At 63.5% G+C, this 22,865-nt stretch carries 28 protein-coding genes and 2 tRNA genes; 19 read left to right on the top strand and 11 right to left on the bottom strand.

Annotated features, from left to right (window positions below; all coding sequences use genetic code 11):
* Positions 1 to 166: 166 nt before the first annotated feature.
* The 5 genes from VFF99_RS17935 to VFF99_RS17915 all read left to right on the top strand — a co-directional run bounded on the left by VFF99_RS17935 (position 167) and on the right by VFF99_RS17915 (position 4,422).
* Entirely contained in the window at positions 167 to 1,765 is a 1,599-nt protein-coding gene (locus VFF99_RS17935) for a gamma-glutamyltransferase family protein (protein ID WP_325020297.1), read from the top strand.
* Between the two features lie 136 nt (positions 1,766 to 1,901).
* Entirely contained in the window at positions 1,902 to 2,276 is a 375-nt protein-coding gene (locus VFF99_RS17930; RefSeq protein ID WP_325020289.1) for a DUF2306 domain-containing protein, read from the top strand.
* A 15-nt stretch (positions 2,277 to 2,291) separates the two neighbouring features.
* Complete coding sequence (locus VFF99_RS17925; RefSeq protein WP_325020288.1) at positions 2,292 to 2,564, top strand: 2TM domain-containing protein; 273 nt, start codon at positions 2,292 to 2,294, stop codon at positions 2,562 to 2,564.
* Complete coding sequence (locus tag VFF99_RS17920) at positions 2,561 to 3,634, top strand: sensor histidine kinase (RefSeq protein ID WP_325020287.1); 1,074 nt, start codon at positions 2,561 to 2,563, stop codon at positions 3,632 to 3,634. The genes VFF99_RS17925 and VFF99_RS17920 overlap by 4 nt, the downstream gene beginning before the upstream one ends.
* Positions 3,631 to 4,422, top strand: coding sequence for a LytTR family DNA-binding domain-containing protein (locus tag VFF99_RS17915; RefSeq protein ID WP_325020286.1), 792 nt, complete (start codon positions 3,631 to 3,633; stop codon positions 4,420 to 4,422). The genes VFF99_RS17920 and VFF99_RS17915 overlap by 4 nt, the downstream gene beginning before the upstream one ends.
* 21 nt (positions 4,423 to 4,443) lie before the next feature.
* On the opposite strand, the gene VFF99_RS17910 is transcribed toward VFF99_RS17915, so the two are convergent.
* Together VFF99_RS17910 and VFF99_RS17905 are read right to left on the bottom strand one after the other, a co-directional pair.
* The gene (locus VFF99_RS17910) at positions 4,444 to 5,382 is read right to left on the bottom strand and encodes a carbonic anhydrase (RefSeq protein WP_325020285.1); all 939 of its coding nucleotides are present in this window, start codon (positions 5,380 to 5,382) and stop codon (positions 4,444 to 4,446) included.
* A 134-nt stretch (positions 5,383 to 5,516) separates the two neighbouring features.
* Positions 5,517 to 5,936, bottom strand: a complete 420-nt coding sequence (locus VFF99_RS17905; protein ID WP_325020284.1) for a hypothetical protein — start codon at positions 5,934 to 5,936, stop codon at positions 5,517 to 5,519.
* Positions 5,937 to 6,205: 269 nt separating this feature from the next.
* Between VFF99_RS17905 and VFF99_RS17900 the strand changes: the two genes are divergently transcribed.
* Complete coding sequence (locus VFF99_RS17900) at positions 6,206 to 6,781, top strand: class I SAM-dependent methyltransferase (protein WP_325020283.1); 576 nt, start codon at positions 6,206 to 6,208, stop codon at positions 6,779 to 6,781.
* A gap of 68 nt (positions 6,782 to 6,849) precedes the next feature.
* Positions 6,850 to 8,598 (top strand): glutamine--tRNA ligase/YqeY domain fusion protein, encoded by a 1,749-nt coding sequence (locus tag VFF99_RS17895; RefSeq protein WP_325020282.1) that lies wholly within the window; start codon positions 6,850 to 6,852, stop codon positions 8,596 to 8,598.
* Between the two features lie 172 nt (positions 8,599 to 8,770).
* Here the strand turns inward: VFF99_RS17895 and VFF99_RS17890 are convergent, their stop codons facing one another.
* Complete coding sequence (locus tag VFF99_RS17890; RefSeq protein WP_325020281.1) at positions 8,771 to 9,742, bottom strand: tripartite tricarboxylate transporter substrate binding protein; 972 nt, start codon at positions 9,740 to 9,742, stop codon at positions 8,771 to 8,773.
* Between the two features lie 126 nt (positions 9,743 to 9,868).
* On the opposite strand from VFF99_RS17890, the gene VFF99_RS17885 reads away from it, so the two are divergent.
* Both VFF99_RS17885 and VFF99_RS17880 read left to right on the top strand, forming a co-directional pair.
* Complete coding sequence (locus VFF99_RS17885; RefSeq protein WP_325020280.1) at positions 9,869 to 10,123, top strand: hypothetical protein; 255 nt, start codon at positions 9,869 to 9,871, stop codon at positions 10,121 to 10,123.
* 8 nt (positions 10,124 to 10,131) lie between these two features.
* Entirely contained in the window at positions 10,132 to 10,503 is a 372-nt protein-coding gene (locus VFF99_RS17880) for a hypothetical protein (protein ID WP_325020279.1), read from the top strand.
* 29 nt (positions 10,504 to 10,532) lie between these two features.
* Here the strand turns inward: VFF99_RS17880 and VFF99_RS17875 are convergent, their stop codons facing one another.
* Entirely contained in the window at positions 10,533 to 11,708 is a 1,176-nt protein-coding gene (locus VFF99_RS17875) for a PHB depolymerase family esterase (RefSeq protein ID WP_325020278.1), read from the bottom strand.
* An 18-nt stretch (positions 11,709 to 11,726) separates the two neighbouring features.
* On the bottom strand, positions 11,727 to 12,152 hold the full coding sequence (locus VFF99_RS17870; protein ID WP_325020277.1) for a CopG family transcriptional regulator: 426 nt from the start codon (positions 12,150 to 12,152) through the stop codon (positions 11,727 to 11,729).
* 125 nt (positions 12,153 to 12,277) lie between these two features.
* Between VFF99_RS17870 and VFF99_RS17865 the strand changes: the two genes are divergently transcribed.
* The 5 genes from VFF99_RS17865 (at position 12,278) to VFF99_RS17845 (ending at position 15,595) form a co-directional block, all read left to right on the top strand.
* Positions 12,278 to 12,354: transfer RNA gene (locus VFF99_RS17865), tRNA-Met, on the top strand.
* Between the two features lie 112 nt (positions 12,355 to 12,466).
* Positions 12,467 to 13,306, top strand: coding sequence for a PhzF family phenazine biosynthesis protein (locus VFF99_RS17860; protein WP_325020276.1), 840 nt, complete (start codon positions 12,467 to 12,469; stop codon positions 13,304 to 13,306).
* Between the two features lie 141 nt (positions 13,307 to 13,447).
* Positions 13,448 to 13,999 (top strand): hypothetical protein, encoded by a 552-nt coding sequence (locus VFF99_RS17855; RefSeq protein ID WP_325020275.1) that lies wholly within the window; start codon positions 13,448 to 13,450, stop codon positions 13,997 to 13,999.
* 247 nt (positions 14,000 to 14,246) lie between these two features.
* Positions 14,247 to 14,861, top strand: a complete 615-nt coding sequence (locus VFF99_RS17850) for a helix-turn-helix domain-containing protein (RefSeq protein WP_325020274.1) — start codon at positions 14,247 to 14,249, stop codon at positions 14,859 to 14,861.
* 2 nt (positions 14,862 to 14,863) lie between these two features.
* Entirely contained in the window at positions 14,864 to 15,595 is a 732-nt protein-coding gene (locus VFF99_RS17845; RefSeq protein ID WP_414691555.1) for an MBL fold metallo-hydrolase, read from the top strand.
* Between the two features lie 92 nt (positions 15,596 to 15,687).
* Here VFF99_RS17845 and VFF99_RS17840 read toward each other — a convergent pair whose 3' ends face one another.
* The 3 genes from VFF99_RS17840 to VFF99_RS17830 form a co-directional block, all read right to left on the bottom strand.
* Positions 15,688 to 15,903, bottom strand: coding sequence for a hypothetical protein (locus VFF99_RS17840; protein ID WP_325020272.1), 216 nt, complete (start codon positions 15,901 to 15,903; stop codon positions 15,688 to 15,690).
* 158 nt (positions 15,904 to 16,061) lie between these two features.
* A complete protein-coding gene (gdhA, locus tag VFF99_RS17835; RefSeq protein ID WP_325020271.1) occupies positions 16,062 to 17,405 on the bottom strand; it encodes an NADP-specific glutamate dehydrogenase in 1,344 nt (447 codons plus the stop codon).
* Positions 17,406 to 17,583: 178 nt separating this feature from the next.
* Positions 17,584 to 18,027, bottom strand: coding sequence for an Lrp/AsnC family transcriptional regulator (locus VFF99_RS17830; protein WP_325020270.1), 444 nt, complete (start codon positions 18,025 to 18,027; stop codon positions 17,584 to 17,586).
* Positions 18,028 to 18,118: 91 nt separating this feature from the next.
* Between VFF99_RS17830 and VFF99_RS17825 the strand changes: the two genes are divergently transcribed.
* Entirely contained in the window at positions 18,119 to 18,742 is a 624-nt protein-coding gene (locus tag VFF99_RS17825; protein WP_325020269.1) for a LysE family translocator, read from the top strand.
* A gap of 4 nt (positions 18,743 to 18,746) precedes the next feature.
* On the opposite strand, the gene VFF99_RS17820 is transcribed toward VFF99_RS17825, so the two are convergent.
* Both VFF99_RS17820 and VFF99_RS17815 read right to left on the bottom strand, forming a co-directional pair.
* The gene (locus VFF99_RS17820; protein WP_325020268.1) at positions 18,747 to 19,235 is read right to left on the bottom strand and encodes a hypothetical protein; all 489 of its coding nucleotides are present in this window, start codon (positions 19,233 to 19,235) and stop codon (positions 18,747 to 18,749) included.
* Positions 19,235 to 19,573: a DUF6152 family protein gene (locus VFF99_RS17815; RefSeq protein ID WP_325020267.1), complete on the bottom strand. Its 339-nt coding sequence runs from the start codon at positions 19,571 to 19,573 to the stop codon at positions 19,235 to 19,237. Before VFF99_RS17815 ends, VFF99_RS17820 begins: the two co-directional genes overlap by 1 nt.
* A gap of 190 nt (positions 19,574 to 19,763) precedes the next feature.
* Here VFF99_RS17815 and VFF99_RS17810 point away from each other — a divergent pair, with 190 nt between their 5' ends.
* The 4 genes from VFF99_RS17810 (at position 19,764) to VFF99_RS17795 (ending at position 22,729) form a co-directional block, all read left to right on the top strand.
* Positions 19,764 to 20,369 (top strand): hypothetical protein, encoded by a 606-nt coding sequence (locus VFF99_RS17810; protein ID WP_325020266.1) that lies wholly within the window; start codon positions 19,764 to 19,766, stop codon positions 20,367 to 20,369.
* Between the two features lie 71 nt (positions 20,370 to 20,440).
* Positions 20,441 to 20,722: a hypothetical protein gene (locus VFF99_RS17805; protein ID WP_325020265.1), complete on the top strand. Its 282-nt coding sequence runs from the start codon at positions 20,441 to 20,443 to the stop codon at positions 20,720 to 20,722.
* 188 nt (positions 20,723 to 20,910) lie between these two features.
* Positions 20,911 to 21,768: an OmpA family protein gene (locus VFF99_RS17800; protein WP_325020264.1), complete on the top strand. Its 858-nt coding sequence runs from the start codon at positions 20,911 to 20,913 to the stop codon at positions 21,766 to 21,768.
* A 127-nt stretch (positions 21,769 to 21,895) separates the two neighbouring features.
* Positions 21,896 to 22,729, top strand: a complete 834-nt coding sequence (locus tag VFF99_RS17795; RefSeq protein WP_325020263.1) for a dienelactone hydrolase family protein — start codon at positions 21,896 to 21,898, stop codon at positions 22,727 to 22,729.
* A 36-nt stretch (positions 22,730 to 22,765) separates the two neighbouring features.
* On the opposite strand, the gene VFF99_RS17790 is transcribed toward VFF99_RS17795, so the two are convergent.
* Positions 22,766 to 22,842: transfer RNA gene (locus VFF99_RS17790), tRNA-Arg, on the bottom strand.
* Positions 22,843 to 22,865 lie beyond the last annotated feature (23 nt).

The raw sequence follows: 22,865 nt of genomic DNA, 5'->3' as shown, positions 1-22,865 counted from the left end.
ATTTCCATGCATCATTTCGATAACAGAAAGAAACATTCGCCGGCAACAATAATGCACGTCGATATTTTTCTTTGCAAACGATCAACGTGCGCGCGGCCCGGCCGGCGCACGAGCCGGTGCGTTGCAATTAGAATCGAAGCTCACCAAGCCCATGGGGAAAACCGCGATGGCCGACTTCAACTGGAGCAATCCCTACCCGACGACGCGCACCCCGCTGTTCGCCCGCAACGTCGTGTCCACCTCCCAGCCCCTGGCCGCGCAGGCCGGCCTGCGCATGCTACTCAAGGGCGGCAACGCGGTGGATGCGGCGATCGCCGCGGCGGCTGCGCTGACCATCGTGGAACCGGTGTCCAACGGCCTCGGCGGCGATGCGTTCGCCCTCCTCTGGGACGGCGAACAACTGCACGGATTGAACGGATCGGGCCCGGCGCCGCAGGGCTGGAGCGTGGATTACTTCCAGCGCAAGCATGGCGGGAAGATCCCGGGGCACGGCTGGGATTCGGTCACCGTGCCGGGCATGGTGGCGGCGTGGGTGGAACTCTCGGAACGCTTCGGCCGGCTACCCTTTGCCGAGCTGTTCGAACCGGCCATCGATCTGGCCGAACGCGGCTACCTCGTGCCGCCCATCGTGCAGAAGAAGTGGGCGGCGGCGGTGCCGGTCTTGAAACGCCAGCCCGGATTTGCGCGCGCCTTCATGCGGGACGACCGCGCGCCGGCAATCGGCGAGAAATTCGTGTTTGCGGAGGCGGGGCACACCCTGACCCGGATTGCGGAAACCCATGGCGAGGCGTTTTACCGCGGCGAGCTGGCCGAGGCGATGGTGCAGCATGCGAAGCAATGCGGCGGCGTGCTGTCGATGGACGACCTCGGTGCTTTCTCACCCGAATGGGTAACGCCGATCCGCAAGGATTTCGAAGGCTATACCGTGCATGAAATCCCGCCCAACGGCCAGGGCATCGCCGCGCTGATGGCACTGGGCATCGTGTCGCATCTCGACCTCAAGCGCTTCCCGGCCGATTCGGCCGACAGCCAGCACCTCCAGATCGAAGCCATGAAACTGGCCTTCGCCGACGCCTACCAGTGGGTCGCCGACAGCCGCCACGTGAAGAAGGTGAGCGCCGAGGACTTGCTCGACGACGGCTACCTGGCGGAACGGGCAAAAAGAATCGACCTGCGCCATGCCGGCGACTTCGGGCACGGCAACCCGCCGCGCGGCGGCACCGTCTATCTTTCCGCCGCCGACGAGAGCGGGATGATGGTCAGCTTCATCCAGTCCAATTTCCTTGGTTTCGGCTCGGGCGTGGTGGTGCCGGAAACCGGCATCAGCATGCAGAGCCGCGGCACCGGTTTTTCGCTTGACCCGAAGCATCCCAACTGCGTGGCGCCGGGCAAGCGCCCTTTCCATACCATCATCCCCGGCTTCCTGACCCGCGACGGCATGCCGCAGATGAGCTTCGGGGTGATGGGTGCGCACATGCAGCCGCAGGGCCACCTGCAGGCGCTGGTGCGGATGTTGTCCTACGGTCAACAGCCGCAGGCGGCCTGCGATGCGCCGCGCTGGAAGGTCAATGCCGGGATGGCGTTGGATGTGGAACGCACGATGGATCCCGCCGTCGCCGAGGAACTGGCGTCGCGCGGCCACCAGGTCAACACCAGGACCGACAGCACGCAGGATTTCGGCGCCGCCCAGTTCATCTGGAAAACGGAAGACGGCTATATCGCCGCCAGCGATGCCCGCCGGGACGGCCAGGCGGTCGGCTTCTGACACCATTTCCAGACGCCGTTCGCACCCGGAAACCTGCGCTTCGCTCCCGCCTGCCGCAGTTCGTCGCATTCCGGTATGCATTTGCCGTCCCCCGCCGAATAATGCCTCCATCGAACAAGGAAAACAGGAGGCAGGCATGCAATTCACGCCACTCATCATCGCCCACATCGCCGCCGCCGGCGGCGCGCTCGCCTTCGGCGCAGCGACGCTCTTGATGCGCAAGGGAACCCGCGCCCACAAGCTGTTCGGCCGCACCTGGGTCGTGCTGATGGCCGCCACCTCCCTGGTTTCCTTCGGCATCCGCTCCAACGGCGCGTTTTCGTGGATCCACCTGCTGTCCGTGGTCGTGCTGGCCGCCCTGGCCGCTTCGATCTATGCTGTCCTGAAGGGGAACGTGCGGGCCCATCGCCGGGGCATGACATACACCTACATCGGTCTCGTCATTGCCGGCGCATTCACCCTTCTGCCGGGGCGCCGCCTCGGCGACCTGCTCTGGACCGCCCTCGCCTGAAGAAAGGATCCGATCATGGAACACTCTCCTGCCTACCGCGATGCCCGCCGCCACGTCGAGCGCAAGATCGGTTTCGCCATCCATCTCGCCGTCTACCTCCTGGTGAACACCGGCCTGGCCCTGGTCAATGTGCTGGCGACGCCGGACCGGATCTGGGCCGTCTGGCCGTTGTTCGGGTGGGGAATCGGGTTACTATTCCACGGCATCGCGGTCTTCCTGCACGCGCCGGGCGCCGCATGGAAAGAACGCATGATCGAGAACGAACTGAAGAAGCAGAAAAAACAATGATCTACCCGACACCCGCCGGTCCGCGCTATTCGCGCCTTCGCCGTTTCGCGCTCGACATCGCGATCACCCAGGTCTTCAACCTGATCATCGCGATCCTCATCACCTACGTGGTACGGCGCCACGGCGGCTTTTTCGTCAACCTCGTCTTTTCCATGTGCATCGGCACGCTGGCAACGGCCTTCATCGATGGCGGCCGGCTCATCATGTGGGGGGAACAGAAGCCGCCGAAATGGAAATTCGTCCTGCTCATCATCGTTTCGCTGCCGGCCGCGCAATTCCTGGGCAAGGCACTTGCCGCCTTCATGCTCGGCATTCCGTTCGAGGACATGTCGGAAATGCGCGGGGGCAATGCAACCGCCATGCTGATCGGCGCCGCGGTTTGCTCCATGTTCATCATCTGGTTCTTCTGGAGCCGGGAACACATCGAATACCTGCGTGCCGAGGCCGAAGCCGAGAAGGCGCGGGCCGCCTCCATCGAAAAGCAAGCCTTGCAGGCGCAGCTGCAGATGCTGCAGGCGCAGATCGAACCCCACATGCTGTTCAACACCCTGGCCAACCTGAAAGGCCTGATCGACGTCGATCCGCGGCTCGCCCATCGCATGCTCGACCAGCTCATCCATTACCTGCGCGCCACGCTGTGCGCGTCGCGCTCGCAAATCACCACGCTGGAGCAGGAATTTTCGCTGCTCGAGTCCTATCTCGGGCTGATGAAAGTGCGCATGGGACAGCGCCTGTCCTATGCGCTGGAACTGCCGGATCATCTGCGCCATCTGTCCGTACCACCGATGCTGCTGCAGCCGCTGGTCGAGAACGCGATCAAGCATGGGCTGGAACCCCGGGTGGAAGGCGGCAAGATTACGGTACGCGCCGAACGCAACGGCACCCGCCTGACCCTGACCGTCTGCGACACCGGCCTCGGCCTCGAAAACGCCCCGCCGAGCACCGGCACGGGCGTCGGCGTGTCCAACGTGCGCGAGCGCCTGCAGGCGCTGTACGGGGCCGGCGCCGAATTTACGCTCAACCCGAACACGCCCTCGGGCGTGATCGCCGAACTCGCCATTCCACTATGAACATGATCCGCGCCCTCATTGCAGAAGACGAACCGATCCTCGCGCACACCCTGCTGCAGACGCTGCAACGCCTGTGGCCGGAACTGCAGGTGGGCGGGGTGGTGGAAAACGGCATGGCCGCCGTGCAGGAAGCGCTGGCGCAGCGGCCCGACGTGCTCTTCCTCGACATCAAGATGCCCGGCAAGACGGGGCTGGACGCCGCGCAGGAACTGGCCGAAGACTGGCCGGAGGATGTACCCTTCCCGCTCGTGGTGTTCGTGACCGCCTATGACGAGTATGCGCTGCAGGCCTTCGAGCAGGCCGCCGCCGATTACGTGCTCAAGCCGGCGACGGAGGCGCGCCTGTCCAAGACCGTCGAGCGTCTCAAGGCAAGGCTGTCGCAGCACACCGAACGCAACGCGGAACTCGAACGCATCGTCGGCCAGCTCCGCTCGCTGATGCCGCACGTGCCCGCGTCGAGCGAGCGCCTGGGCATCATCCGTGCCGCCGTCGGCAACCAGATCCGCATGATTCCCGTCGCGGAAGTGATCTACTTCGAGGCCACCGACAAGTACGTGAACGTCGTTACCGCCGACAGCGAATCGCTGATCCGCACCAGCCTCAAGGAATTGATACCGCAGCTCGACCCGGACACGTTCTGGCAAGTGCACCGCGGCACGGTGGTCAACGTGAATTGCATCCAGGCGGCGGTACGCGATGAAAGCGGCAAGCTCAGCCTCAAGTTACACGGGCGCCCGGAAAGCCTCGCGGTGAGCCGGGTGTTTGCGCATCTGTTCAAACAGATGTGACGGCAAGCAGCGGCCGAGCACCTAGTTCGATTCCTTGATCAGCCGTCCCGCATGCGCCTGGACCGGACGGGCATTCATCGGATACAGCCGGGCAAAGATGTCGAGCTGGTGGCGCGATGCCTGGATCGGCTCCTTCATCACGATCCACAGCACACCCTCCTCGCACGGCGGCGTCGTCAGCGAGCCCATGAAGGTGTAGTACTCGCGCCGCTGCGGCAGCATCACCGCCGGATCGAACTGGATGACCGGGGCCAGCGGCTGATACTTCTCCAGCGGCAGGTTATTCCAGACCGCCTGGATGCCGGGATGCTGTTCGCCCTCCTGGATCAGCACGGCGACCACCGCCAGGCGGCCTTCCTCATCCTTGTGCACGAGGTGTGCAACCATGTCGAAACTGCGGCCCTCGATCCTTTCCTCGGAGGGGCGGTGGAAATGGAATTGCTGGAGTTCGTAGCTGCGGCCGGTCAGCATGAAGCGGTTGCCCGGCACGACATTCACTTGGACGGTATGGCCGTTGTTGACGATGTGAAAACCGGACGGGCCGTACGCAAAGGCAATCGGTTCGAGATCGACACGGATGCCGTCGCGGATATCGATCGGCGACTGGCGGCTGCCGGAATCGCACTTCGCCCACGCCGGATTGATCTTGCCCCACTTTGCCGGGCCGGTGTCACCATCATAGCTCCAGTGTTCGGAGCGCTTGCCCTTGGGAGTGGCTTCGGCCGCCTTGGCTTCGGCCGCCGCGCGCGCCGCCCGCGCCTTGCGCATGGCTTCCAGCCGCGCCTTGACCATGGCCGCCACCTCCGCTTCCGTCAGGTCGCGCCCGGCCGGCTTCTGCTGGGCTTCGGCCTTCACCGGTGTCTGGAGAACACGGCTGCCGGGCAGTTTCTCAGGCTCCTTCGCCAGGGAGGCCTGAGCGAGCAGGCCGGCGCATGCCAGTAAGGTAATCGGGAGTCGCATGTCGTTTTCGCACCGTCGGGGAGGTTGGGATTTCACCGGAGAAATATTCTACCCGAGTCCCGGTAGCGCCCGGCGCTTTAGGCCGGGGAACAACATGCGGCGGCCAGCGGCCGGCCTCAGGGGCTAGTGACTGCTCAGGAAGCGACTTGTTGTAGCGCTACCACTGCCAGCGGCGCCGAGGCCAGCACCACGGCAAGCAGCAGTCGGATGCGCCCGCAGTAGCCGCGCTTGCGCAGCCAGGCTGCAACCGCCAGGCCGGCGCCGAGGTAAAGCAGCGCAAACAGCGCATAGGCCGCGCCGTCCATCGCATCCACGGTCCTGCTGGAGAACAGGACGCTGAACATGATGGCGGTCACCACGGCCAGCGCCGCTGCCAGGAACGACAGCACGCCGTAAAGTCCCTGGAAGCGCTTGCTACCGGTCTGCGCCAGCATGGCCTGTCGCTTGGCGCTGATATCGCGCTGCAGAAGGAACACCAGCAGCGGATCGACCTGCCGGTATTGCAGGAGACCGGCAGCCGCCGCGGCCACAAGGTCGTCGCGTCTTATCGTCATTCAATGCTCCTTCGCTTATTTTTCTCAGAGCGGGTTGGCATTGGCGCCCCATTGGCCGCATGCCACTTGACGTTATCGAATTGGCTGCCTCGGTAACCGTCCACTTCGGTATTAAATCGGCTCGGCGTGCGAAGTCGTAGACAAAAATCAAGCGCGTCCCGCCGACAGACACGATATTTATACGGTGTCAAATCGAAGTTCTCGATCCTTGAGCATTGGCAAATGACGCCGGTGGTATCTTTCCCGTATCGATACTTACGGAAGACACCATGCGCGACGCAGCCTGGCTGGACAAGTGGAAAGCGCTCATCGACGGCCAATCCGCCTCGCCCGCCATCCTTGAACTGGGATGCGGGAGCGGACGCGATACACGCTGGCTGGCCGGGCAGGGATATGCCGATGTCACGGCGGCCGACCTGTCGCGTGATGCACTCCTGGAGTGCAGGAACGCAGTGCCGTCTGCACGGTTCGCCTGCCTCGATCTGCGCGAAGGCCTGCCCTTTCCGGGCGGCCGCTTCGATGTCGTCATCGCAAGTCTTTGCCTGCATTACTTCACGTGGGATGTGACGACCGGCATCGTGCGCGAGATCCGCCGCTGCCTGGCCGGCGGCGGCGTGCTCGTGTGCAGAATGAATTCGACGAAGGATGTGCATTACGGCGCGGCCGGGTACCGGGAGATCGCCCGCCACTATTACGACGTGGAAGGCAGGGCCAAGCGGTTCTTCGACCAAGACGACATGGCGCGCCTCTTCGAAGCCTGGACATGGCTGTCCCTGCAGGAAGTCACGATCGACCGCTACGAGAAGCCCAAAACCGTGTGGGAGGCGGCGTTGCGCAAGCCGTGATCCCGACGCCCGTCTCCTCTACGGTAAAATGTCCGGTTAAACCTTCTTTACGAACACTCCCGATTTTCATGAGCAACGATTCCAAGAACGCAGCTGCAAGCGAGAATGCGCCGGCCTCCAACTTCCTGCGCGGCCTGATCGAGGCCGATCTCGCGTCCGGCAAGTATGCCAAGCGCACCGACCCCAACGGCAACCCGCTGCCCAGCGTCGTCACCCGTTTCCCGCCGGAACCGAACGGTTACCTGCACATCGGCCATGCCAAATCGATCTGCCTGAATTTCGGCATGGCACGCGACTTCGGCGGCCGCTGCACGATGCGCTTCGACGACACCAACCCGACCAAGGAAGAACAGGAATACGTCGACAGCATCCTCGACGCCGTCAAATGGCTCGGCTTCGACTGGAAAGACAGCGCCGGCGAACACCTCTACTTCGCCAGCGACTACTTCGACCAGATGTACATGATGGCCGAGTACCTGATCACCGCCGGCCACGCCTATGTCGACAGCCAGAGCGCCGAAGAAATGGCGAAGAACCGCGGCAGCTTTTCCGAGCCGGGCAAGAACTCGCCCTACCGTGAGCGCCCGGCCGCCGAATCGCTCGACCTGTTCCGCCGGATGAAGCTGGGCGAATTCAAGGATGGCCAGCACATCCTGCGCGCGAAGATCGACATGGCCTCGCCCAACATGAACATGCGCGATCCGGCCATCTACCGCATCCGCCACGCACACCACCACCGCACCGGCGACAAGTGGTGCATCTACCCGATGTACGACTACGCGCACCCGATCGAGGACGCGATCGAATACGTCTCGCACTCTTTCTGCACGCTCGAGTTCCAGGATCACCGCCCCTTCTACAACTGGCTGCTGGAACGCCTGGCCGAAGGCGGCTTCTTCAAGCGCCCGCTGCCGGAACAAACCGAATTCGCGCGCCTGAACCTCACCTACGCCATCACCAGCAAGAGAAAACTGCTGCAACTGGTGGAAGAAAAAATCGTCGACGGCTGGGACGACCCGCGCATGCCCACGATCGTCGGCATCCGCCGCCGCGGCTACACGCCGGAATCCATCCAGCTCTTCTGCGAGCGCGCCGGTGTCGCCAAATCCGACAGCTGGATCGACATGAGCACGCTCGAAGGCGCGCTGCGCGACGACCTCGACCCCAAGGCCCCGCGCGCCATCGCAGTGCTCAAGCCGCTCAAGCTCATCATCGACAACTTCCCGGAAAACCTCGCTGACGACTGTACCGCCCCGGTCCACCCGCATCACCCGGAACGCGGCCACCGCAGCTTCCCGATCACGAAGGAACTCTGGATCGAAGCCGACGACTTCATGGAAGTGCCGTCCAAGGGCTACTTCCGCCTCTTCCCCGGCAACAAGGTGCGGCTGCGCTACGGCTACGTGGTCGAATGCACCGGCTGCGACAAGGATGAAAACGGCAACGTGATCGCCGTGCATTGCAACTACTTCCCCGACTCCAAGAGCGGCACCGAAGGCGCCAACAACTACAAGGTCAAGGGCACCATTCACTGGGTCAGCGTACCGCACTCGCTGAAAGCCGAAGTGCGCCTGTACGACCGCCTGTTCACCGACCCGAATCCGGATGCCGGCGGCAAGGACTTCAAGCAGGCATTGAACCCGAATGCGAAGGAAGTGATCACCGCCTACCTGGAACAAGGCATGCGCCACGCGATGCCGGATGAGAAATTCCAGTTCGAGCGGCATGGATACTTCGTCGCCGACCGCGTTGACCACTCGGCGACCATGCCGGTGTTCAACCGGGTGGTGACTTTGAAGGATAGTTGGGGGAAGTGACGGACTGCAGGGCTATACGTTCTGGTTCCCCAAAACAAAAAGCGGGTTACGACATGGCGTCGTAACCCGCTTTTTACTACTGTTGAATATTCCGGCAACCTTCTTGATACCGGAAAAAGATTCGCCAAGCGGCCGGAAGCCGAGACCACGGACGGCTAGCGCCAAGGCCACCTTATTCGATCTTCACCCCCGCCTCTTTCACGATCTCCTTCATGCTCTGGTGATCCGCCTTGAGCAGCGAGGAAAACTTTTCCGGCGTCATTGCCTGCGGTTCCGCGCCTTGCGCGTGAATCGCGTTCTTCATTTCCGGCATTTCCAGCAACTTGTTCACCTCGCCGTTAAGCCGCGCCACGATGTCTTTCGGCGTTCCCGCGGGCACGAAGAGGCCGTACCAGGTGCTGACGTCGAAGCCCTTGTAGCCCGATTCCGCCACGGTGGGCACATCCGGCAGCGAGGTGCTGCGCCGAGCCGAGGTCACGGCCAGCGCGCGCAGCTTGCCTGCCTTGATCTGGCCCAGCGCGGATGGCACGGAAGACAGCGCGAGGTCCAGCGTTCCGCTGATTGCATCGACCATCGCCGGGCTCGATCCCTTGTAGGGCACGTGCACCAGTTTTATCTTGGCGGCGACGTTCAGTTCTTCACCGGCGAGATGGATCGTCGTGCCGTTGCCGGGCGAGCCGTAGGTGATCGTGCCGGGCGCGCTGCGGGCGGCATTCACCACATCGGCCAGCGTCTTGAACTTCGAGTTGGCGGCGGTGACGATGACGACCGGCGTGTACGCGACATGCGCGACAGGCGTGAAGTCCTTGAGCGGATCGTAGGCAAGGCTCTTGTACAGCCACGGCGCAACCGCCATGTTGTCCTTCTGGCCCATGACCAGGGTATAGCCGTTGGGCGCCGCCTTGGCTGCTTCGGCAACGCCGATGGTGCCGCCCGCGCCGCCGCGATTGTCGGCGACGATGTTCCACTTGTTGGTTTCGGCGAGCTTGTTGGCGACGATGCGCGACAGGATGTCGGTGCCGCCGCCAGGCGGGAACGGGATGATCAGCTTGACGGGACTGGCCGGCCACGTCTGGGCATGAGCGGCGACGGCGCCGCAGCTCAGCGCGACGGAAACGAGAATGGTCTTGATGAGGGTGCGCATAGGATAAGTTGCAGGATTGGAATGATCTGCTCAAGGTTTGTCTTTTTGAGCAGACGGATATTTTATTGTTCATTTGCGGATGCCGCAGGGCAGGCTAAGATGGCACTTTTTTCCACTCCCGACACCATGAAGCGAGATCAAATGCTGATGGAAGCGATTCTTGGAAAGCTTCTCGAAGCGCCGGAACCGCAACTCAACGTCACCGGCATTGCCAACCGGTTGAACACGGACCAGGCAGTCGTTCGCCACCACCTGCACCTGCTTGCCGACAAGGCATGGGTCACCGAGGCGGAAGGCGGCTTCTGGCGGCTCACGAATGCAGGCCACGACTATCTGGAAGGGACGCCCGAGCAGGGCATCTCTCTGAAATCCCTGGGTTAGGAAAATCGATGGACGACAACTTGACGAAGGATGAGATCGAGGCGCTCGCGCAAATTCGCCGCTTGCGAAAGGGCGAGCGCGAGAGCGCGTGCGTGGCGCGCAATGCCAAGCGTCTCGTGGGGCTGAAGTATGTCACCTCCAGGGGCGGCTTGTATGTCCTCACCGAGAAGGGCCAGCAGGTCCTGTTCGTGCAGCGCTGCATCGACGGCCTGCGCGCGGTCGCCTATTCCGCCCCCGGGAGCATCGAGGCGGATGTGGCGACCTTTCTGAGCAGGAAGGGATTGATCGCCCCGCGGACGGTGGGCGAGGGATTCGACGTCACCGAACGCGGGCGCGAGTCGCTGGCGGATATCGACGCGCGGGAAAACAAGCAGGCCTGAGCAGGCCGCCTGCATCCCCGTGGCCTGCCTTACACGCCCTTCCGGTGTGTCAGGAAGAAGCGCAGCATTTCGCGAGAGGCATCGGGCCCCTTCGGATCCGTGTATGAACCCTGCCGGCTGCCGCCTGACCATGCGTGCCCGGCGCCGTGCACGATCCATTTCTCTGCGACGGGATTTCCCTGTTCGTCCCGCATGATGGTTCTTGTGTAGGTCCGCCCGCCGGGGACAGCCCCCCGTTCCACTTCTTCCCTGCCGCCTTCAGCAGGAATGCATTGCGCCAGCGCTTGCTCGCCATTGACCGGCGATACCGTGGTGTCCCGGTCGCCGTGGAAGACGATGGCGGGCACCCTTTTCTCGAGCGGTGCCGGTTTCCTGGCCTGCATGGCTTCCCCGCCCCTGGACTTGCGGCGCTTCATGGCAGCGAAGGCGCTGGGAACGTCGCGCGCGATGCCGTAGGGCAGGCCGGAGTGGATGCCGACAGCGGCAAACCGGTCCGGATAGGTAGCGGCGAGTACGACCGCCATGGCACCTCCCGCGGACAGTCCGGCAACGTAGATGCGGCTGGTGTCCACCTTGTAATTGCTTGCGATGTCGCGGGTGATGGCGGCAAGGATGGACGGCTCGCCCTGGTCACGCTGCTGGTCGCCGGGCTGGAACCAGTTCCAGCATTGCGATCCGTTGGCGTTCTTGGTCTGTTCCGGGTAGACGACGAAGCAGTTGTTTTCTTCGGCGGCGGCGTTCATGCCGGTGCCGGCGGCGAAGTCATCGGGATTCTGCGTGCAGCCGTGCAGCATGAGTACCAGCGGCAGCGGTTCATCCTTGTAGGCACTCGGGATGTACAGCTTGTAGGCCCGCGTGCCGGCGGCGCTGGTGCAGGAACCGGCGATGAACTTCCCCTTGTCCGGCACGTCCGTGCGCGCCTCCCGCATATCGCGTGCGACGACGTCTTCCACGGGTTGATGCATGGAGGGCGACGGCCGCTTGCCGGACGTGTAGCCGCGGAAGCGTGCGAGGAGGTCTGCCGCGGGTTGCGTACCGGCAGGCGGTGGATTGATGTCGCGCATTGCCGGCGGCGCGGCCTCCGTCGCCGCCGACGCGCCGTGCAGCGCACGCTGTATCGCGGCGGTGGCTGCCATCGGGCCTTCGGTTTGCAGCAGTTGGGTGGCTTCGCGCATTTGCGCGAGGAAGCCTTCATGAATGTTCATGGAAATCTTTCGAAACGGTTAATGGATCCGTCCGGCCAGTGCGGCCTTGACGGCAGGCGAGGCATGCAGGGCACCCAGCACGGTGATCGAATCGATCGTTGCAAGCGCGAGTTCGGGCGTGACATCCGTCCCGATGCTCGCCAGGCCGAGCACGTGTATGCGCAAGGTCTGCCCGGCTTCGCGCACCGCCTCCAGATCGGCGCGGGAGTAATGCTGCAGGCCGAGCACGAGGCTCTTGCGCGCCACGGTCTGGCGGATGACGTCGCCATGCAACTGCAACTGGTTGCGTATCGCGGTGCGGATCAGGTCGGTGCGGTTCGAATAGAAGCCTTCCTGCACCAGCAGATCGATCTGGCCAAGGTCGACAGGACCGAGGTTGATCGTGATTTTTTCCGTGTCGCCAACTTTGACCCGGTGCTCTTGCGTGACTGGTTCGCGTGTCATGTTTTGCCTCCTGATAATCAGACCATCCTGTCTCCATCCAGTTCCCATCCATCTGGATGGTTTTCGATTCGTGCTTGTTTTGCTTGCATTGCGGCACCGGCAAGAGTAGACTTCGCTCCCTCAGACGCGGGGTGGAGCAGTCTGGCAGCTCGTCGGGCTCATAACCCGAAGGTCACAGGTTCAAATCCTGTCCCCGCAACCAGATACATGCAAAAGGCCCGGTGCACGCAACCGGGCCTTTTGTTTTATGGCAGCAGGGCATGGCGGGGCGTGATTTAATTGGCATCTCCGCAGCCGCCAAGTCACGAACGCACATGCCCATCATCCGATATCGCCTGCTTAACGTTTTCGCCGAATCCACCTTCGGCGGCAATCCGCTTGCCGTGATCGAAGACGGCACTGCCCTGTCCGACGAAGAAATGCAGCTCGTCGCGCGCCAGTTCAACCTGTCGGAAACGACTTTCCTTCTGCCCTCCTCTCGCGCCGCCGCCCGCGTGCGCATCTTCACGCCGACCTATGAAATGGCGTTTGCCGGCCATCCCACGCTCGGCTCGGCACAGGTGGTGCGTGAGCTGTTCCGTACAGGCGATGTGTTCGAGCTGGAGATGAAGGCCGGCCTGATTCCGGTGCGCTCCGAGGGCGGGTACTGGTCGCTCGATGCGAACACCCCCACCTGGCGGCCGATGGAGGCGTCGCCCGCCGAGCTGGCCGCCATGCTCAATCTGCCCGAAGACGCCATCGCCGGGCCGGCGCTATGGGTCGATTGCGGTAATGAGCAACCGATGATCCCGCTGGCAGGCGTCGAGCATGTCCACGCGTGCCGGCCGGACCCGGCGCTGGTGGCGAAATACAGCGTCAACCGTGCCGGACAGGGGAAGACCTACGTGTTCGCGCGCACGGCGGAGGGATTCGAGTCGCGCTATTTCTGGATGACCGGCCCCGCAAGCCTGGGCGAGGATCCGGGCACGGGATCGGCTTGCGCCAACCTCGGCGGCTGGTGGCTGGCGACGCAGGGCGGCGAGCCGCTCGATGCGCGAATCCGGCAGGGAACCGTCATGAAGCGCCCCAACCTGCTGACGCTGCGGGTGAAGGATGGCCGCATCACGGTGGGCGGACGCGTGATCGAGTTGGGCAGGGGCGAGTTGCGCTGGTAGCCGTTCCGGGATAACGGAAGCACGGCGTCGTGCCCGCAATTTCTATCGACTGCGGCGCCGGATTGCAAACAAGGCATTCAAACTTTGAAACTTTCAAGAATGAGGCCTATCTCACTCACATCTTTTCACAAGGAGATGGAGATGCCTATTCCTCGAACTACAGCCAAGCGACTGCTTTCCGAGACCGAGTTCAGGCTCATCAATGACAGCTTCCCGCCACAGATCGGCACCCTGAGCGACAAGGGGCTGCTGCAGCGGGTAGAGCGGACCCGCAAGGCGCGCGACAGGTATCACGAACTGGTCGAACGGCAGCAGAACAAGTCTGCCTCCGGCGCACCGGCGGGCCTGAAAGAGGTGATCTCGAAGGAGAAGATTTTCGAGGAAACGCTCGCGCGCTTCGAACGGCAGAGCTCGAAGGCCGGCAGTGCCGGCATGAAAGCTGCGGCCAACACGCCCGCCCGTTCCATGGAAGGCAAGAAGGCCAGCGGCACCAAGAGCGGCTCGCAGGGGGTCAGCAAGGCGAGCGTGAAGACTGCCAACAAGGCGGCAGCCGGCAAGACAGCGGCAAGCAAGGCAACGACAAAGAGCGCCGCCAAGCCCGCACCCAAAGCCGGCAAGGGAAAGGGGGCCGTTACCAAGGCCACTCCCCGCGGACGGCACGGGGCACATACGCCTGACACCACGCTGCACTGAGAAACCGCGGCGGCCTGCAATCAGGCCGCCGCACGCCTTCATTCCTCATCCGGTGCCCGCCATGCACCGGGTGGCGGCAATCGCCACCTGACGGCAGGCCCTCTCCTGCCACGCTTTCCCCGACTTGCTTTTTCCACACATTCCAGCCGTTCCGGAGCCCCCTGCACACCCTCTCGAAATATCGCTTGTATTTCAGTAGAGTCGAACTATATTCAATACACATCCGTTCTACCACCACTGGAAAACCGTGAGTCCGAGAGCCTACGACAGCACCTTGCGGAAACAAACCGAGGCCGAGACCATTCATCGCATCATCGAAGCCACGGTCTCCCTGCATGCCCAAAAGGGAGCACTTGCCACAACGCATGCGGACATCGCCGAAGCAGCCGGTGTCTCCGTCGCGACGGTGTACAAGCACTTCCCATCGCGCGAGTCGCTGCTGCCGCACTGCTCCGGCATGGTGGCGCGGGAGGCGCCGCACATCGATGTGGAGGCGATCATCGGGGCGCGCAGCAGGAAAGAGAAGCTGGCGCGCCTGGTCGAAGCGCTGCACGAACAGTACCGCTACTTCCATCCGTGGACGCGCTGGTCGGCGCGCGATGCGCCCTCGCTGCCGGCGCTCGCGCAGCTCGCCGAGCAAAGCCGCCAGCGCAGGGAAATCCTGGTGCGGACGGTACTGGACGCCGCCGCCGGCCACCCGGTGGACGAGGACACGTTCGCCCTGGCCATGGTGATCCTCGACTATCCCGCATGGCAGCGGCTGGACCGGATGCTGAACGACCCCGGCAGGGTCGCCGATGCCGCAGGCCACGCCCTGCAACTCCTCATGTCCCGTTTGCCTGAACAGAAAGGAAGGAAATGATCATGGACAGCCCGCAATTCCCCGAGACCACCGTCGATGAAATCGCGGATGGCATCTACCGGATTTCCACCCCCGTGCCGCCGGAGATGATGCCGGGCGGCTTTTCGTTCAACCAGTACCTGGTGGTGGACGAAAAGCCCCTGCTCTATCACACCGGCCCGCGCAAGATCTTCAGCCAGGTGCGCAACGCGATCGGGCGCGTCATGCCGGTATCGAAACTGGCCTACATCGGCTTCTCGCATGTCGAGGCCGACGAGTGCGGCACGCTCAACGATTTCCTTGAACTGGCGCCGGATGCCGTGCCGCTGTGCGGCCAGGTCGCCAAGATGGTGTCGGTCGACGACATCGCGCTGCGCCCGGCCCGGGCGATGGCCGATGGCGAAGTGCTCGACCTTGGCCGCCACCGCATCCGCTGGTTCGCCACCCCGCACCTGCCGCACGGCTGGGAATGTTCGATGGCCTTCGAGGAAACCACGCGCACGCTGCTATGCGGCGACCTGTTCACGCAGCCGGGGCATGCGAATCCGCCGCTGACGGAGGGCGACATTCTGGAATCGAGCGAAGTCTTCCGCTTGCAGATGGACTACTACGCGCATAGTCCTGACACGGCACATCACTTGAAGCGCCTGGCGGAAGTGCAACCGGAAACGCTGGCCTGCATGCACGGCAGCGCATGGCGGGGTGACGGAGCGAAACTGTTGGGACGGCTGTCGGAGCGCTTGACCGCGCGTTGAATGGCGGCGTATTGCGGGAGGGGGCTGCTGGAGGGGGAATGCTTGCGGCCGGAACGATCAGCGTTCCGGCCTTGCATCAAGCGGCTGGCGGATCAGCCCAGAGCCTTGAGGTCGGCTTCGACCTTTTCGAGGGCTTCATTCGTGATGAGGCCGCCGGAGAAATTGGCCACCATCTTCAGCGGAAAGCCGCGGCCCATTGCAATCTGCGGATGGGTCGAAATGCCGGGAAGATGCTTTTCGAGGACGGTCTTGCTCGCCTCGTTGTCGAGCAGGTCTCCGAGATTCGAATTGATGGAAAGGGACGACATCCGTTGCTCCTATTGGTAAAGGGCAGCCTTGTGGCGCTGCGCGGTTGAATTCACGTAAGAATAATCGAAGCGGGTTGGCGGCGAGAACGACTTAATTAGAGTCCCGCTTCAGGTCGTTAAAAACCGGAAAGCCGCCCTGCCCCCGCTTCCGTCGATACTCAGATCACGCCTTGCGCCAGCATGGCGTCGGCCACCTTGACGAAGCCGGCGATGTTCGCGCCGTCGATATAGCTCAACCGGCCATCCTCGCGCTTGCCGTACTGCAGGCAGGCAGCGTGGATGCCCTTCATGATCTGCAGCAGGCGGGCATCCACTTCCTCGGCCGGCCACGACATGCGGGCGGCGTTCTGGCTCATTTCCAGGCCGGAGGTCGCCACGCCGCCGGCGTTGCTTGCCTTGCCCGGCGCGTACAGCACGCCGGCCGCTTCGAATGCCTTTGCCGCTTCGATGGTGGACGGCATGTTCGCGCCCTCGGCCACGCACAGCACGCCATTCGAGATCAGGGTAGCGGCATCCTTCGCATCCAGTTCGTTCTGCGTCGCGCAGGGCAGCGCCACGTCGACCGGCACGCTCCACGGGCGCATGCCTGCCTCGAATCGGGTGCCGGTGCGCTTGGCGTAATCGCTGACACGGCCGTAGAGGTGGTTCTTCACCTCCATCAGGATGGCGAGCTTTTCCGCCGTAAAGCCTTCTTCGTCAATGACGGTGCCGCTGGAATCGGACACGGTGACGACCTTGGCGCCGAGCGCCATCGCCTTGTCGACCGCGTACTGCGCCACGTTGCCGGAGCCCGACACGCTCACGCGCAGTCCCTCGAAGGAGCGGCCGCGGGTCTTGAGCATCTCGTCTGCGAAATAGACGGTGCCGTAACCGGTCGCCTCGGGGCGGATCAGCGAACCGCCGAAGCTCAGGCCCTTGCCGGTAAACACGCAGTCGGCGCGGTTGCTGAGCTTTTTCATCATGCCTGCCATGTAGCCGACTTCACGGCCGCCGACGCCGATGTCACCCGCCGGCACGTCGGTATCCGCGCCCACGTGACGGAACAGTTCGCTCACGAAGGCCTGGCAGAAGCGCATCACTTCGCCCGGGCTCTTGCCTTTGGGGTCGAAATCCGAACCGCCCTTGCCGCCGCCCATGGGCAGCGTGGTCAGCGCATTCTTGAAGGTCTGCTCGAACGCCAGGAACTTCAGCACGGACAGGTTCACCGACGGATGGAAACGGATGCCGCCCTTGTAGGGGCCGATGGCCATGCTGTGCTGGATGCGGTAGCCGCGGTTGACCTGCACCTGGCCGTGGTCGTCGACCCAGGATACGCGGAACATCACCACGCGCTCGGGCTCGACCAGGCGGTCAAGCAAACCTTGCTCGGCATACTTCGAATGCTTTTCGATGTACGGCCACAGGCTCTCCATCACCTCGGTCACGGCTTGCAGGAATTCCGGCTGGCCGGGGTTGCGGTCCATGACGTGTTGCAGGAAATTGTCGACCGAGGCGTATTTCATGAAGGGCTCCAGACTGTCAGAAATTTGGGGGAAGGCCATTTTCCCACAACTCTTGCACCAAGACAGCGCAAGTTTTGGTGAAAAATACGGCCGCACTCCCCAAAATCCCGGCTTTTTGCCCTTTTTTGTTGCATACGCACAAAGTCGGTGCGGCAATACCCATTCCGGTGCATCCAGCCTAGAAGCGCTGCACCCCGCGCCGCGGAATCTGCGCCGACATCACGATCGATGTCCGTGTCTCTCCATACTGGTTGATGCTGCCCAGGAATTGCTCGAGGTCGGCCATGTCCTTCGCCACCACGGTGAACAGGCAGGAATCGGCGCCCGTCACGTGCAGGCATTCCAGCACCTGCGGCTTGGTCCTCAGCACCTCGATGAACTTGTGCTTGTACGGATGCTGGGTGGTGATGCCAACCACGGCCTTGATGATGTAGCCCAGCGCCTCCGGGGCGACTTCCGCATGGTAGCCGCGGATGATGCCTGCCTCTTCCATCTTCTTGATGCGTTCGGCGGTGGCCGGCACCGACAGGCCGGCGGTTTCGGCCAGCGTTTTCAGCGAGGCGCGCGCATCTTCCTGCAGGGCCGCGAGGATGCGCCAGGATTTTTCATCCACTGTGCTCATTGCCGGATCTCCTTTATTTTTCAGGCGAGAGGGAAATTTTGCCTGAAAAAGCACATTCCTCGCGAACCCGCCGCTGGATAGACTCCCCGGCATGGACATCTCGCTCATACCCCTCTTCCTCAAGTCGGCGCTGATCGGCCTGTCGATCGCCGCGCCTGTCGGGCCGATCGGCCTGTTATGCATCCAGCGCACGCTCGACCATGGCCCCCGCGTCGGGCTCGCGACCGGCCTCGGGGCGGCAGTCGCCGATGCCATGTACGGCGCGATCGGCGCCTTCGGCGTCACCGCGGTGATCACGCTGCTGACGGGTGCGCGCGCACCGCTGGCGCTGGGCGGCGCGCTGTTCCTGCTCTGGCTCGCGTGGAGTGCCTGGCACGGAGCGGAGCCGCAGCAGGCTGCATCGGCCAAGGGGGGCATCAAGGGCTGGCACGCGTTCGGCGGCACCTTCCTGCTGACGATGTCCAATCCCGCCACCATCCTGTCCTTCATCGCGGTGTTTTCATCGCTGGCCGGGGGCATGACCAGCGCATCCCCCGGTTGGATGGTGGCGGGCGTCTTCCTCGGTTCGGCAGCATGGTGGTTTGTGCTGGTAGGCATGGTCGGCCGCTTGCGCGAGCGGCTGCAGCCGGTACATCTGCGCTGGATACGCCGCGCATCGGCTGTACTGCTGGCCGCCTTCGCGGCTTACCAGGTCCTGTCGCTGATCGCGAACTGATGCCTCAGGTATAGGCCAGCAGGCGTCCGCACGAAATCACCGCGATCCAGATCGCCAGCGACGCGAGCGCCTGGGCCTGCGCCAGCGCGGGGGCGGAAGCGTCGCTGTTCCACCCCGCGACGGAGCGGTAGACGCCGGCATGGAACAAGAGCGCATTGAGGCCCGCCGCGGCGATCAGGATCAGCTTGATCTGGAACACGCGGTTGTCGAGGAATTCGTGCGGATGCGCGGAAAACATCATCAGCCCTGCCGGCACCACCAGCACCAGCCCGGCAAGCGACCAGCGCAGCAGATGGCGCCCGAGCGCCTGCACCGGCAACACCTTCGCAAAGCCGAGCACGCGCAGGTCGAACATCGCGACCGCCCCGACCAGCGTCACGAAGCCGACGATATGCACGATCTCCACGATCGGGTAGAGCCACAGGTTGAACCGCATCGCCTGCGACAAGGATGTCATCTCAAGCCAGCCGAGGAAGCCGGCGCCACCCTCCATCAGCGCAGCTCCGTCGTCTTCTCGCCGACAGTGATGCGCTCGGCGCGCAATTCTTCAGGATTGTTGCGGTTGGGGTAACCCATCACCGCGGCACGCTTGCCCGGCGCGAGCATGTCCTTTTCCAGGCCGCGGTTCTGCATGCGGGTCGGCGGCGCGAGCACGACGGTCCAGCTCTTGTCCGCCGTCTTGAGCCGCACGAAACCATGCGGATGGACATAACCGGAATCTTCGATCGTGCCCTCCAGTTTCAGGGGACGGCTGTCGTCATATTCGCTCCACCCGTGATGGGCAAGGACGGGGGCAGCGACCAGCGTGGCAAGAATGGCGAGTTTTCTCATGGAGCGCTCCTGGAAGTCGTGTGGACCGGCCGGATCATTGTATGCCGGCGTCGCGCCCCATGCAGGCGGCCGCCCTTCCGTTTCCTCTCCGAAATTCGCCGCCCGTTCTGGCACGACTTCTGCACGTCGTCTCTCGCCGCAGCCATCGCCGGCATGGTCTTCGTCGCCAGTTCTCCCAGGAGGTGCAATCATGCGCGCCATTATTGTTCCAGCCTTGTCGTTTTTACTGTCGGGATGCGTCGCGATGACGACGTCCGGCACGAAAGAGTCGGTTCTTTTTTCCGAAAGGGAAACACCTGCGGAGAATGCGCAGGCGGTATTGAAACCGCACAACGACCTGCCGGTCTCGATGGAGTTCAAATGCCCGGACAAGGTCGCCACCTTGTCGACGTCCTACGTGGTGCCGCTGCCGCCGGTCATCCCGGTGGGATTCGTCAATGAGAAGGTGGCTTACCTGCGCGTCCGGATGCCGGAAGACATGGAAAACGCGATGGCGCAAACGCGCGTCGTGACGCGGCAGGGAGCGGCCATGCCCTTGTCCGCCGCGCGCCAGGCCAGCCGCAGCGTCAACCATACAGGCACGGTGGAAACGACGTATGCGCTGGACAAGGAGTGCGGCGCGCTGAACGGCGGCGTGCTCGAAGTCGCGGGCTTTTCCTACAACAACAAGAGCTATCCGCCATCGCAGGCGCGCCTGCAGCACGACGCGCGCATCACGGCCGGCATCGGCTGGTGGCCGCCGGCGCTGTTCAACGGCGGACACTCGCTGAGCGGCAGGGACGGTGCGGCGCGCTGATCCGGCAGGCACTGCGAACGCCCGCGCAACAAACGCGTCCAAGCCATGTGATGCCTGGAGGCGAGGCCCCCATGATTCGCCTGTTCGTTCCGCTTGCGCTCGTTGCGACATTGTCTGGCTGCGCCGTCGTCGCGCCGTATGAACGGCCGCACGGCGTCTATCCCCTGCATAGCGCATACGATTACCCGTACGCCAATGCGCCGGCGTACCATCCCCCGGTCTACGTCTATCCGCCGGTGCGTCTCAGCTTCCGCCTGCAGTTCTGGAGCGGGCGCGGAGGACACCGCTGGCATGGCCATCCTGGCTTCCGGCACCACCGGTTCGGCGGATGGCGTGGCGGCTGGAGGCGTTGAAGCCGCAAGCGCGCGTGAATGAAGCGCACCCCATCACGGTGGAGTGCGCCGCCGGGATTGAGCCAGCTTAAGCCCGCACCCGTCTCCCATAATCGTGGGAAATACGCGTTGCGCGAGCGCCGCCACTGCACCAATCCCCTCCAAATATCGGATAATCCCCTGACCAATAGTTACAACAGGGAGACATCTTGAAACACGCTTTCACGCGCCTGCTCGCACTGGCCCTTTTCGCCTTTACCACTGCGGCCTTCACCACCGCCGCCTTCGCCGCCAAGGACCCGGCCGACCTCGAAGACACGGAAGAGCATCCGGAAATTTCCCGTTTCCCCGGCTTCTACATCGATAACAGCAAGCACAACGACTTCAATGAATTCCAGTTCGCCATCAAGGCCGACCCGGACGACGGCGAAACCAAGGAAGGCAAGTACTGGTTCGTCGATTACATCCTGAAGGATGGCGTGCGCCAGCCGAGCACCGTTGAGCTGATCAGGAACTACGAGAACGCTTTCAAGAAGGCAGGCGGCAGCCTCGTCAAGCGCCACGGCGAAGTGGCCGTGTTCCGCGTGCCGCGTGCCGGCGGCGAACGCTGGGTGCAGATCAGCGTGGACAACGGCGGCTACCGCTACCAGCTCCATATCGTGGATGTCGCGAACATGGTGCAGAAGGTCGAATTCTCCGCCGGCGACATGGCCGCGGCGATCAAGGCCAACGGCTTCGTCGCGCTCAACGGCATCGTGTTCGACACCGCCAAGGCCAGCATCAAGCCGGAATCGGAAGCCTTGCTCGCCGAAGTGGTGGCGCTGATGAAGAACGACAGGCAGCTCAAGCTGTCGGTCGAAGGACATACCGACAATGTCGGCGACAAGAAGTCCAACGCCGACCTCTCGCTGCGCCGCGCCGAAAGCGTGGTGAAGTACCTCGGCAGCAAAGGCATCGAGCCGGCACGCCTCAAGTTCAGCGGCAAGGGAGATACCGCGCCGGTGGCGGACAACCGCACCGAAGCAGGCCGGGCCAAGAACCGCCGGGTGGAGCTCGTCAAGTTCTGACCTGCTTGTCTGTTTTGGCATGAAAAATGTCGAAACAGGCAGTTCACCGTTTCCCGTCCTCCGTCCACACTGGCGGCACAGGGCCATTAGCGAGCGTCCTGTCCCACCATTGAAAGGAGACCGGTCGATGACGAAACGGAACATGAACGAGGACGACCCCCTCGACGATTTCGATGCGCGCCAGATTACGCTCGACGGCGTGACGAAAAAAGTCTACGTGACCGGCAGCGGCCCGGGGGTGATCGTAATGACTGAAATGCCGGGGATCAGCCCGCATGTCGCCCGCTTCAGCCGCTGGGTGCGGGACGCCGGCTTCACCGTCTACATGCCGTCGCTGTTCGGTCGCGACGGCGCCGTTCCCGATGCCGAAGAAGGCGTCGCCGTCTTCAAGCGGGCATGCGTGAGCGCCGAGTTCCGCGCCTTCGCCGCCAATGAATCGAGTCCGGTCACGGCATGGCTGCGCGCATTGGCGCGGCTGGCGCACCAGGAGTGCGGCGGCCCTGGCGTCGGCGCCATCGGCATGTGCTTCACCGGCAATTTCGCGCTCACGATGATGCTGGAGCCGGCCATGCTGGCGCCGGTGCTGTCCCAGCCCACCCTCCCGCTCAACGACCCGGGCGGCATCGAAATGGCGCCCGGCGAACTGGTCGCCGTGAAGCAGCGTCTCGACCGGGAAGACCTGACGGTGCTGGCCTACCGCTTCAAGGGCGACCGCTTCTGCACCGCACAGCGCTTTGCCGCCTATGCCGAGGCACTGGGCGAGCGCTTCGTCGCGCGCGAGCTTCCCGATAGCGCCGCCAACCGCGAGACGCCGCCCTTCTTCGCCAAGGTAGTGGGATCGCCGCACAGCGTCGTCACCGCCCACCTGATCGACGAGGCCGGGCAGCCCACAGTCGCCGCGCGCGACGAGATTCTTGCGTTCTTTGCGCAGCGGCTGGGGCGCCTGGCGCAACAGGAATGAAAAAGGGCCACGTCCGAAAACGTGGCCCTTCATGTATGGCGCGGCTGGCAGGAATCGAACCCACGACCCCTTGGTTCGTAGCCAAGTACTCTATCCAGCTGAGCTACAGCCGCGAGGGAGCGAAGTGTATCACTTC

It is taken from the genome of Noviherbaspirillum sp. (assembly GCF_035654295.1).
In the GTDB taxonomy this organism is placed as follows: domain Bacteria; phylum Pseudomonadota; class Gammaproteobacteria; order Burkholderiales; family Burkholderiaceae_D; genus Noviherbaspirillum.
The sequence above is the reverse complement of the archived record's forward strand: the minus strand, read 5'-3'. Positions and strand labels throughout refer to the sequence as shown.